The sequence below is a fragment of the Sulfobacillus sp. TH-112 genome (assembly GCF_057473405.1).
Map to the genome: position 1 here is coordinate 1 of NZ_JBYCKN010000062.1, position 11,952 is coordinate 11,952.

Below are 11,952 nucleotides of genomic sequence, written 5' to 3' on the forward strand. Positions count from 1 at the left end.
CGAGGGAGTCACGCCTAAAAATTCGGCTGCTTCACGAATGCCCACAAGTGTCCGGTTCATACCTAAATTATACAACCATGGATAACTATAGGTAAAGATTTATGAAACGGTTAAACCCCCTCCTTTCAAGAATGACGGTCCTAGACTAAGAGTCGAAGGCCACGGTGGGATCATCTGTATTTCGTCAAGAGGAAATGGCTCTCCCGGAGACCAACGTGTTATGGATCAATCACTTTGTCGTGAGTGTAGCTCCGATGGTCGTCATCAGTCGTGACCCCTTCCCTCGCGGGCACTGCCAGCGAAGCATCCTCTGAGTCTTCCCCCCAGCATGCGCTGATGGGCGTAGAGAGTGGGTTTTCTGGGTAGATCCGTCAGGGAATTCCCGCCTTTCGGGCTGATATTACCTAGACGTCGGCCCTGCTGTATGTTCTTAGACGCGCAGGGGAATCCACCGGGCCTGTCCCGCCGCCACGCGGGCCCGCATTTCCCCAGGGGATCCGTATTCTAACCGACTGTGAATCCGCACCGTGTTATAGTGGTCGATTCACTGGGGTCATGACACGTTTCAATATAGACATTGTGATTCGGACTATGTACCGAAATGCGTTCATGTTCCATACTAAAGGCATCACAATATTGCCCAAACATCGGCGCAATGAATCGCCCATGTTTGGGCTGAGGGCTGTACCGATCTGGGCATTTCCCATGAGCGCATCCCCACGGCGACGCCGAACTAGAATGCGCATGGCGCATCCTGGCACAGCCTCTTGGAAGCGAAATGTCTCGGGGACCAGGTGTTCCAGACCTTCACCGAGGAGTACGAAACCATGGCCACCTGGATCGTGTTTTACAACGAACAGCGAATACTTGGCAGCCTGGATGATTGGCACCCCGCCCAGTTTTATCGCTGAATCTTAGCCGCCGAATCGATTCGTACTATTCACTGTTAGCGACAGCGGGAGACGGAGAGGCGGCCATGATAGGCTTGACCTTCAGCCGATAGCCGATTCTGCCTCCACCATGGCCGAAGAAGCTCCGGATCCCGCCGAGATCCAATCCATCAATCAGTAAGGACAATCAGGCCAAATGGGCAAAAATCCTCAATAAGCCGTGCGCATGCTTGCTCTCCCTAGATCCTTGGGGGCGTAATCCTCAACCATCATTAGATTGGCAACGTTTTCGACTTTCCATAGTGACGAACATCCACCGTATCCACAGTAATGAGACCATGATCTAACATCTCACTGATTACCGTAACGAAATCGGCGACTCGTTCCGGCCGATCGATAACTTCAACAATCAACGGTAAATCTGCCGACAATGACAGCAAATTGGCAGAATGAATCCGATGGGTATAACCATATCCCTCAATTCCCCTCATTACCGTCGCGCCGGCCATCCCCATCTCTCGAGCCTTGATGATAATGACGTGATAGAGTGGCTGATGTTCATAATGACTTGACTCTCCAATATAAATACGCACACGGTTGGCCGACGTGGACTCGGTTGCCATCACTCAGTTCCCCTTCCGATTAAGCTGTATCTTCATCGTTCGCAATTTAAAAACGTGCTTAAAATATACACTAGAAGCCCGCTATGCACCACAGATGAGCCGCTGGTACACATCAATTTTTTGACTAGAGTCGCATGGTGGCGATTAACCGCCGGGGATGTAGGAGCAATTCCATCCCATCATCGGCTGAGGAAACGACAATATCTGCCGATAGCATCGCTCCGGTAGCCAAGCCCTCCTTCCCTAGAACTGCTATCGCTAAGTCAGCCGCCTTGAACATCAGCGCATCGTTAGCCCCATTGCCAATCACCGCCACTCCGCCTTTTAGGTTGCGCACAATCTCCTCTTTATCCTGTCCTGTTGTCACTCGCTGCCATTCTAATTGCAACTCATCAGAAAACCCGCCCGCTGTGTTAAAGGTGTCTGCAGTTGCCAAAAGAACATGATACTCATGTGATAGGGCTATAAGCCCTTTCACCGTGGACGCAGGAATTTGCCCATCGACAGCTAATGTGCCGTTAAAATCCAAAACTACGTGCCGGATTGTTAACGGTCCACGATTGGGTATGTGTATCTCCATATACTCTCATCCTTTCTCCTAACATCGGCACTATCTTTGTGTAGACATTATCCCAAAGCGTCCCATAGTTGAATCCCGAGAGTTCATCTTTTATAGACGACCATCCCGGATAATTCTTGAGATCCTCCAACTAGCCCATTAGGCGTCCTTCGGGCTCCGATACCGCCCTCCCTCGCGCACGTCAAAGTATAGACACCTCATCGCGCCGGCCGCCATCGTTAAGGCAACCCACGTCCAAAAGGGGGCTTTTGTCCCCGGCATTTATATCGCGGTCTAGGGCAAATGTAGACATTAGAGTCGAGCACTGCCTGAGATCGTCTCCCCTTGCCCCGGGGAGTGTCGATCGTTGTGTTCTGGTCCCCACTGTCCTTCATCTGTCGATGGAATCGGCGCTGTCCTCCGCCGTTTTCATCCGTCATCGGAACACTACCCTTAAGACTCACTGAAGTCCCACTACAAAATAAGAAGGATTTTTCTCGCAATTGTCGAATTACCCAAAGCTGTTATGATTCTCGAATTTTTAAAAGGCCCACTGCGGGCACTCAGTCTCTTAGGAGGAGAACGATGAAATTTCGCATGGTAGCTGTCTCCTCGGCAGCTTTGCTCGGTTCCGTTGCGATTCTGGCTGGATGTGGATCAACCTCATCCAACGCCGCGGGATCCGCCAAAACTACGACCGGTGGCACCGCCGTTATTGCATTGGCGCCGGCCACCTCTCCCAACTGGTTTTTCCCCATGCTCTCGTCAGCGGCATTTAGCGACGTGAATACTCAAATCGACAGTATGGAGTATCGCCCCCTTATCATGTTTAATAAACAGGATGAAATTGATTATTCCCGCTCATTAGTCTCGAACATTACCCATAATAGTACCGGAACTCAGTATACCTTGACCATGAACCCGAAGTATAAATGGTCAAACGGCAAGCCCATTACCGCACAAGATGTGGTATTCACCTGGGACATTACCAAAGCCGCCAGTGGATCAAATCCCGTGTGGCTCTATGGTGGTGCAGGAATTGGAGGGCTCCCAACGCGGTGGTCCAGTGTGAAGGCTGTCGGCACCACCAAAGTGGTGGTCACCCTCAATGAAGCCTCGAACCCCAACTGGTTTATTCATAATGGTCTGGGACAATTATGGCCCGTTCCTGAATCGGTCTGGAACAAATATCCTAACAACCTCACCCAAGAAATGAAGTTCATCAACAGTGTGGCCAATTCCCCCATGAACTCGGTCTATAAAGTGGTGGACGGCCCGTACCACATCGCGTCCTACTCACCCAACGAAGACTGGACTTATGTTCCCAACAAAAACTTCGGTGGTCATCAATCGTCACTCTCTAAAGTGGTGTTCCAAGAAGAGACCAGCGACGAAGCCGAATTTGCCGGTCTGAAGACCGGCACCATTAATGAAGGATACTTGCCGAAAGCTGACTGGGATGCCCGCCAGGAACTCTCCAATGATGTGCTGACGGAACCCTACCTCTTGGGCTTTAACTATCTCGTCATTAATGAGAGCCCCAAAGCTCCCAATGGGCTGGGCCCGGTGTTCCAGCAGCTCTACGTACGACAGGCCCTACAAATGGGTGTGAATCAAAACGCCATTGCCCAAGGCATTTTCCATGGTCAAGCCGTACCTGAAGGAGGTCCCGTGGCCTCCGAGCCCAAGATGCCCTATTCCGACCCGGCCACCGCGAAACCCCTTTACCCCTATAATCCGACCGCTGGTAAAAAACTTCTCGAAAAGCACGGTTGGAGCGAAGTAAATGGGGTCATGGAGAAAAATGGTATCAAGCTCGAATTCACGATGCTGGGGGTCTCGAACTCTACCGCCCAGACCGATATTCAGGAGTTGCTGAAGGCCGACTGGGCTCAAGAGGGTATTGTCGTGAATATTGACCAAGTACCTTTTGATGAGGTCATTGCCAAAGCCGGCACCAATCAAGACCCGACGACATGGAACATGGGAGACTGGGGCGGTGGATGGACCTATCAGCCAGACTACTATCCGACTGGCGGCGGTCTTTTTGCCACGAATGCCGCGTCCAACTCCGAGGACTTCAATAACTCGGAAGAGGATTCTTTGATCACTAAATCCTATGAGCCCGGCACCACGGCTCAAACGCTCAAAGCTCTCTATAACTACGAACTCTATACGGCCGAGCAAGTTCCCGTGATCTTCCTCCCCTATCCCGCTTCAAGCTACGCTGGATCAGGATGGCCCGAACACGCCAAGAATCTTCATGGAACGGTGAGCTCCTTTAATCCCATTACTGATATGATTTTCCCGAACTACTGGACCATCAGCAATTAGCCTCAATCACGGACTGTCTTAGCCGACCCTGTCTTATCGGGTCGGCTTATTTTGTGGCCAGAGAAACGACAACACAATCAAACCCAATGTCAATACCATGGCGATCAGTGTACGTTGAACCAAAGCGCTCATGGTATAGGCGGACGCCAACCACACCATCCAAAATAGGGTGCCTAGTACGGCTGCCACCATCGCGCGCAACGCCCCAACCGCCACTCCATAGGTGGTCAATACCATGACCAAGGCCAAGGCCGACATCGCCTCGCTATATCGCTCGATTAAAAACACCATGGGCACAAAGGCGGCTCCCAAAGCCAACCGCACTACCGTTTCCGGATAGGATGACAACACCGCAATAAAGAGAGCAATGAGTCCCAGCGTAATCAGCATAGTGCGACCTAAATAGCGTCGGCGGTTCTGGGGATCATCCAATATCGCGGTCAGCATCACCACAGCCAGACTAGACACTAAAAATGGAAGCGACTGTCCGATCGTCGCAAGACCCGTGTATAGCCCGGCATGTACCTGGCTCAAGTGCGCTTTGGCCCAAAGCGAGTCGGTCAGCCCCCAAAAGGCCTGTAAGCTTCCCACTCCTAAAGTGGTCGCAAGAACTCTGCGCCCCAGCACACTCTGGGTTAAGGAAGGAGTCCGATGACTCTTTCGCTGTGCGGTGACAAACACCACCACGAAAGCGAGGCACTGGGTCACCCCAAGCCAAAACAGCGGGTGCTGTCGCCCAAGAGTCACCGTCAGAGCCACCGCCACCACTGATAAGCCACTCGACAATACTAACAGCAACCCGACCAAATCATAGCGGCGGGCCCGTTCAATAAATCCAATGTAGAGAGCATAACCAAAGTTGAAAAGAACCGTCACCGAAAAGAGAACGATCAGGTCTCGATGCACATGAAAGGTACGCGCTCCAATTCCACTTAAGAGGATAGCGATCAAGAACATGAGGCCCCCTAAACTGAGGGCCGCCCACTCTACCCACTTCATGTTGGGCTGTTTTCCCAACCGTATCGCCATCAAGCCCACCACCGGCAATGGTAATAGCAACAGGCTGACCATATTGTTCAAGGCGACGACCCGGCCATAGTCTATCGGTCCTAAGGCATGTGCCAGCAATATGGAATATACGGTGTTAAATATACCCGCGATAAGCGTCGCGACGCCTAAAAATGCATTATCCGACCAAAATCGTCGCGGATGCTCTGCTACGTCCATAAATTCATTGTATCATGCGGTTTTCGCACTCTCTAGTATAGCGGTCGATCACTCATCGCCATCACGGTATAAAAAGCTCGGAATGCCTCAAGCATCGTGGGTTCCTCGAATAACACGGTTCTCCCGTCCACTCTCACGGCGCCCGGACAATACATGGCCCGGTCAGCCATCTCCGGCGTCATCACGGTCACCGTGAGACGGACGGGGGATGTGACGATGAACGGCGCGAACCTCCCTTCACGCATTTTTTTGAGCGCCTGTTGTACTCCCCGTGTTAATGCTTCGTCAACGTCCGGACGCGCTATAAGCTTGGCCGCACGGCGGCTAATGCCCTCTTTGACGATCACCGTCTCCACCTCGGGCAATAAGTCCCGGGCTTCACTGGCCACTTTATCATCCCCCGAAATGAGAGCCACCGGAACGCCGAAATACCCGGCCATTGCCGCATTAATGCCTGTTTCACCAACTTCTCGCCCGTTTAACGTCACCGAAAATATTTCACCTGAATAAGTATGATCCATAATCGCTCCGGGGGTACCTGCCCGAGCATGATAGCCAATATAAAAGGCCACATCAGCCTCATCGACCCCTTGATTCATCGACCAAAGCTTGGTCCCGCCAGAAATCAGCCGCACCTTCCTAGGAATATTCTCTGATAAAATGTTTAACATACCATCATGCGAATCATTCACAATCACACTTTCGACGTCCGGGGCCTGGCCCAAAGCCTTCAGCACGGCCCCTAAATCACCCATCATCGACTCCCGCGCCCGTTCATAGCGACGCCCGTCGGGTATAAATTGATCGCGATCTACAATCCCACTGATACCTTCCATGTCAATCGAAATGAATACCTTCATCGTACGTCCTCCCATGAAATCACGCGAAAGGGAATTTTCCCTTCCCATTTCCCCTTGCGATAGATTTGTACTCCCGCCATCATGTGCATGGCCTCACCAACCCAAATCTTCGGCCAGCGCACCTCCACCTCATAACCGCGAATCTGGACCTCAATGTCGTCCAGCGCTTCTCGGTTGCTCACCATCCATTCATAATGCCGCTGATAGCCATCAATGGGATGGAGACTGAATTGCAATTTGTCTTCTTTGCCAAGATGCCCCATGAGTGTCACCACCGCATAATCATAACTAGGGGCCCTGCCCCAGCGCACCGACACTAAGGGATTACTCTTGCCAATGGTTTTCTGGATCCAAGTCACTCGAGGATTGCGCACCACAAGTTCCTCGGCGCTTCGAGTAGGAGAAAATTGGTTTTCCACGGCAAATAGTTCACTTGATCGTGCAAACGCCAAAAGAAAGGGTTTAATAAGTTCCACTTGACTCTCGTACGTTAATAATGCGCGACGTTTCGATTCCACCATCGTTGGCGATAGCACCTCGCGATGCCACGGCTCTTGCCGGATATCAAGAAGCAAGCGAGGAAGTTGCTCCTCCATATCAGGTCGATACGCCAGTGGAAAAGGCCAGGTAGGCCAATGAACAAGATATCCCCAACGCGGCAAGTGCGAAAAATGTGCTAGTTTCCGTCCTAGTTCCAATGCCGCCAGTGTACCAAACGCATTGGTCCCCCAGTGATCTGGATGGGTATCAAACGCACTTGGCAAGACCAGACGGGTCGGCTGTATTTCTTGTATTAAATCTATGACCAGAGCGAGTAAGTTGCGTCCACGGTAGGGAACTTCAGGGCGATAAGCCGTTAAATAGGGTACCTGAGATTTTCCCGTAGTCGGACTCACCCAAGGCGCCGTATCCCAGTCGGTCAGCCACAAGGAATCCAGTCCTCCATCGGGATTCCCTAAAAAGTAAATATGCTGAGGGGGTACGCCCAATTCATTTAAAGCAGCCGTGGTTTCGATTTGCCTTTCATACCCCATATGAAGGTATTCATCTTCCGTCACCTCAAGCGACAAGTAATAGCGAGATGCATCCTGACGAAATCCATCGCCCGAGGTGAAAAGGCCCACAAAGACTTCGTGGCCCAAGGACTGGGCTTTGGCCATTAGTCCACCCGCCCCCAGCGCCTCGTCATCGGGATGAGGGGCCAACACTAGGAGTCGCTCACCATTCGCCATCGCCTACTTGATAACCACCAAAACATCGCCCGACGACACGTTGTCTCCCTTAGCCACGTTCACACTCTCTACCACGCCATCTTGCGACGCCACGATTTCATTTTCCATCTTCATCGCTTCCAGAATCACCAGGATCTGGCCCTCAGTCACGACATCTCCCGCTGATACTTTCACATCCAACACCAATCCCGGTAGTGGAGCATCCACCGTACTCGCCCCCGCTGCGGCCCTCGTCGGCGATGGTGCCGATGCTGCCACTGGAGCGCTTGGTGCCTTGACCGGTGCCACGGTAGCGACCGGGGTCTCCACTCCTCCTAACTCTTCCGCCTCAACCTCAAAAACCTTACCATTCACTGTAATCCGAAAACGCCGCGTCATCGCCAATCTATTCCCTCTCCTTTAGTGCTCCGTAGATTCTCTTAATATCGGCCAATAGGGGCCCAACGCCAAGCCGACGGTTTGGGCCAGACTTCTCGGACCTTTACGTCGGGATAGATTCCCTCCGTGTTCGCCTCCATCAGCATCATAATCGCTGCCGCTAGCACCGCTTCTTCGAGTCGATCACTGTCGTCATGTTCCATCACATCTTCACCCCTAGACTGGCATATTTCCGTGATGCTTGTCCGGCCTCTCATCCCGTTTATTATAAAGTGTCATCAGAGCCCGTGCCAGGTGTAGCCGTGTTTCCGATGGTTGGATGACGGAATCAATATACCCGTGTCTTGCGGCAACATAGGGATTAGCAAACTGCTGCCGATATTGTTCTGCCTTTTGTACGCGGGTTTCTTGCGGAGAATCACTGCCCTCAATATCACGCCGGAAAATAATGTTCGCCGCACCTTCAGGTCCCATCACAGCAATCTCGGCGCTGGGCCAGGCCATCACTAAATCGGCGCCGAGAGAGCGACTACACATCGCTAAATAAGCGCCGCCATAGGCTTTGCGTAAAATCACCGTGATTTTGGGAACGGTGGCTTCTGCATAGGCATAGAGCACTTTTGCTCCATGACGAATAATCCCACCGAATTCTTGCGCCGTACCGGGAAGATATCCCGGGGTATCGACCATGGTGACCACTGGGATGTTAAACGCGTCACACAAACGAATAAATCGGCCCAGCTTATCAGACGCATTGATGTCCAACGTGCCGGCCAAAACCTTGGGCTGATTGGCGACAATTCCGAGCGGGCGCCCTCCCATGCGACCGAAGCCAATCACCAAATTATCCGCATAGCCCTTTTGCCACTCCAAAAAGCTCTTGGGATCAAGAATACTCTGGATAATCTTCAACACGTCGTACGGCTTATTCGGATCATCAGGAATAATGCTATCTAATAGCGGATCGCTGCGATAGATAGGGTCTTCCGATGGCTGATAAGGGGGCTCCTCCCGATAATTTTGAGGAAGATAGCGCAGCACCTCTCGTACCAGTGCCAGGGCTTCCTGATCATTATCCGCCACCAAGTGGGCAACGCCGGAGCGCTTGAGATGAGTATCTGCTCCGCCCAGAGCCTCTGACGTCACGCTCTCTCCCGTGACCGTTTGAATCACTTGAGGTCCGGTGATGAACATTTGGCCGGTATGTCGCACCATAATAATGGCATCCGTCAAGGCGGGAGAATACACTGCGCCCCCCGCCGAGGGCCCCATGATGACCGTAATCTGGGGGATGACTCCTGAAGCCCAGGTGTTGCGTTTAAAGATTTCCCCATAGCCGTTGAGGGCATCGACCCCTTCTTGAATACGGGCCCCTCCCGAATCATTCAAGCCGATGATTGGCACCCCCGACTTTAACGCCAAATCCTGCACCCGTTGAATTTTTTGGGCGTGCATCTCTCCCAGTGATCCTCCCAGTACCGTAAAATCCTGTGCGAAAACATAAACCGGGCGACCATCAATTCGCCCAAACCCTGTCACCACCCCATCGGCAGGCGAATCGACCGAAGCCATACCAAAAAGAGTCCCACGGTGCTCAACGTGAGCACCAATCTCTTCAAAGGTTCCTTCATCGAGCAGATAGGCGATGCGCTCGCGCGCGGTTAATTTGCCCATCTCATGCTGCCGATCGACTCGCTGAGGTCCCCCCATAGCCTCAATATGTTCAAGGCGCCGATTCAGGTCATCGCGCGCATTAGCCATGGTGATCTTCCTCACTTTCCCGCTGCACTAATTCCACTAATACGCCTCCCGTAGCCGCCGGGTGAATGAAGGCGACCAAGCTATGGCCTGCCCCGACGCGAGGCTCCTGGTCAATCAGGCGAGTCCCAGATTGCTTGAGACGTTCCAGTTCGGCCACAATATCGGTGACTCTAAGAGCCACATGATGAATTCCTTCGCCCCGACGGGATAAAAATTTTGCCACTGGAGAATCATCGCTTGAGGGCTCCAAAAGTTCAAATCGGCCCCCTTCGAAGGGCACAAACGCGACCTCCACCTGGTCCCGTTCCACATACTCTCGATCCGCAACCGGAAGCCCCAGCGTTTCATACGCCCCGATGGCTTCGGTCAAGTTCTTCACCGCCACTCCAATATGATCCAGCTTCATGAATACGCCTCCTTAAGTCCGCCGATTAAATCACCGCCGGAGGACGATAGCGACCAAAATGCCGACGTAACACGTCCACCATTTCTCCTAAACTGGCATAGGACTCGACGGCTTCCAACAGCACTTCCATAATCGGCGCATTATCTATTGCCGCCGCGCGGTCCAACGCGTCGAGAGCAGCCTTGACCCGTTGAGAGTCGCGCTGTCGCCGCACCGCCTTCAGTTTCTCGACCTGTCGCTTTTGAAGCTCTGGGTCCATTTTAGCGAGAGCGTCCGTGGCATTTTCCTCCATACGGAAACGATTGACTCCCACAATGATTTGCTCAGAGGACTCTACCTTCTTTTGGAACCGATAGGCGGCATCTTGAATTTCTCGTTGCACAAACCCGGTTTCAATGGCGTGCACAGCACCGCCCATCTCATCAATCTTGTCGAGATAGGCACGTGCCATCGCTTCTAAACGACCCGTGAGCGCCTCAACAAAATAGCTCCCGCCTAGTGGATCGACGGCATTCACAACGCCACTCTCATAGGCAATCACCTGTTGGGTACGCAACGCCAGACGGGCTGAGTCCTCTGTCGGCAAGGCCAAGGCCTCATCTTTAGAATTGGTGTGAAGCGACTGAGTCCCTCCCAACACCGCCGCCAAGGCTTGCAACGATACCCGCACCACGTTGGTTTCCGGCTGCTGGGCGGTCAAGGTCGATCCGGCAGTCTGGGTATGAAATCGCAATTGCCAAGACCGAGGGTCTCTCGCACCAAAACGATTCTTCATAATATCCGCCCAAATTCTTCGTGCCGCGCGATACTTGGCAATCTCCTCAAAGAAATCCATGTGGGCGTTAAAAAAGAAGGATAGTCGCGGGCCAAAGTGGTCGACATCGAGTCCAGCATTCATCGCCGCGTCCACGTAGGCAATCCCGTTCGCCAACGTAAAGGCAATTTCCTGAGCGGCGGTGGATCCGGCTTCACGAATGTGATATCCAGAGATGCTAATGGTATTCCAGCGCGGCAAATGCACTGAACACCAGCGAAATATGTCGGTAATAATCCGCATGGAGGGGCTCGGTGGGAAGATATAGGTGCCTCTCGCCGCGTACTCCTTCAATACATCATTCTGGATGGTCCCGGTCAACTGATTGAGGCTAACCCCTTGTTTCTTCGCCACCGCGACTACCATTAATAATAAAATAGCGGCAGGGGCGTTAATCGTCATCGAGACGGAGACACGATCTAACGGAATGTGATCGAGCAGAATCTCCATATCGGCTAAGGTATCAATGGCCACCCCCACTTTACCGACTTCTCCATCGGCGACAGAGTTATCCGAATCAAATCCCATTTGAGTGGGTAGGTCGAAGGCGACCGATAGACCCGTTTGACCTTGATCCAACAGGTATCGATAGCGTAAATTCGACTCCTCCGCCGTACCAAATCCCGCATACTGCCTCATCGTCCAGAGGCGTCCTCGATACATGGTAGGATAAACCCCACGGGTATAAGGATATTGGCCCGGAAAGCCGAGACTCTCGAGATAACCGCCACCAGGCGCGACGAGCGGCGTATAAAGCCGCTCGACCGGAACTTCCGAGACCGTCTCAAATACCTCTTGCCGCTCTTGGCTTTTCTCTTGATACGGCTTGAGTACGGTTTGCTTCCATACCTGGTAGGCTTCTTCTAAC

The 11,952-nt window shown here is 52.5% G+C and carries 11 protein-coding genes; 1 reads left to right on the plus strand and 10 read right to left on the minus strand.

The window, feature by feature from the left end:
- Nucleotides 1-1,162: 1,162 nt before the first annotated feature.
- Both ACOJWD_RS04015 and ACOJWD_RS04020 read right to left on the minus strand, forming a co-directional pair.
- Complete coding sequence (locus ACOJWD_RS04015; RefSeq protein ID WP_486991935.1) at nt 1,163-1,513, minus strand: DUF190 domain-containing protein; 351 nt, start codon at nt 1,511-1,513, stop codon at nt 1,163-1,165.
- Nucleotides 1,514-1,637: 124 nt separating this feature from the next.
- The gene (locus ACOJWD_RS04020; protein ID WP_486991936.1) at nt 1,638-2,093 is read right to left on the minus strand and encodes an HAD family hydrolase; all 456 of its coding nucleotides are present in this window, start codon (nt 2,091-2,093) and stop codon (nt 1,638-1,640) included.
- A 564-nt stretch (nt 2,094-2,657) separates the two neighbouring features.
- Here ACOJWD_RS04020 and ACOJWD_RS04025 point away from each other — a divergent pair.
- Nucleotides 2,658-4,406, plus strand: a complete 1,749-nt coding sequence (locus tag ACOJWD_RS04025; RefSeq protein WP_486991937.1) for a peptide ABC transporter substrate-binding protein — start codon at nt 2,658-2,660, stop codon at nt 4,404-4,406.
- 33 nt (nt 4,407-4,439) lie between these two features.
- On the opposite strand, the gene ACOJWD_RS04030 is transcribed toward ACOJWD_RS04025, so the two are convergent.
- From ACOJWD_RS04030 to ACOJWD_RS04065, 8 genes are all read right to left on the minus strand, one after another.
- A complete protein-coding gene (locus ACOJWD_RS04030; protein ID WP_486991938.1) occupies nt 4,440-5,633 on the minus strand; it encodes a polysaccharide biosynthesis protein in 1,194 nt (397 codons plus the stop codon).
- A 32-nt stretch (nt 5,634-5,665) separates the two neighbouring features.
- Nucleotides 5,666-6,493, minus strand: coding sequence for a M55 family metallopeptidase (locus ACOJWD_RS04035; RefSeq protein ID WP_486991939.1), 828 nt, complete (start codon nt 6,491-6,493; stop codon nt 5,666-5,668).
- Nucleotides 6,490-7,725 (minus strand): PIG-L deacetylase family protein, encoded by a 1,236-nt coding sequence (locus tag ACOJWD_RS04040; RefSeq protein ID WP_486991940.1) that lies wholly within the window; start codon nt 7,723-7,725, stop codon nt 6,490-6,492. The genes ACOJWD_RS04035 and ACOJWD_RS04040 overlap by 4 nt, the downstream gene beginning before the upstream one ends.
- A 3-nt stretch (nt 7,726-7,728) precedes the next feature.
- Nucleotides 7,729-8,103 (minus strand): biotin/lipoyl-containing protein, encoded by a 375-nt coding sequence (locus ACOJWD_RS04045; RefSeq protein WP_486991945.1) that lies wholly within the window; start codon nt 8,101-8,103, stop codon nt 7,729-7,731.
- 41 nt (nt 8,104-8,144) lie between these two features.
- Nucleotides 8,145-8,309: a hypothetical protein gene (locus ACOJWD_RS04050; protein WP_486991941.1), complete on the minus strand. Its 165-nt coding sequence runs from the start codon at nt 8,307-8,309 to the stop codon at nt 8,145-8,147.
- Nucleotides 8,310-8,319: 10 nt separating this feature from the next.
- Nucleotides 8,320-9,864 carry an acyl-CoA carboxylase subunit beta gene (locus ACOJWD_RS04055; protein ID WP_486991942.1) on the minus strand — a complete coding sequence of 515 codons (1,545 nt, stop codon included), beginning with the start codon at nt 9,862-9,864 and terminating at the stop codon, nt 8,320-8,322.
- On the minus strand, nt 9,857-10,270 hold the full coding sequence (mce, locus tag ACOJWD_RS04060; protein ID WP_486991943.1) for a methylmalonyl-CoA epimerase: 414 nt from the start codon (nt 10,268-10,270) through the stop codon (nt 9,857-9,859). The genes ACOJWD_RS04055 and mce overlap by 8 nt, the downstream gene beginning before the upstream one ends.
- Before the next feature lie 25 nt (nt 10,271-10,295).
- Nucleotides 10,296-11,952 (minus strand): acyl-CoA mutase large subunit family protein (locus ACOJWD_RS04065; protein ID WP_486991944.1); only part of this gene is annotated, 1,657 nt, incomplete at its 5' end.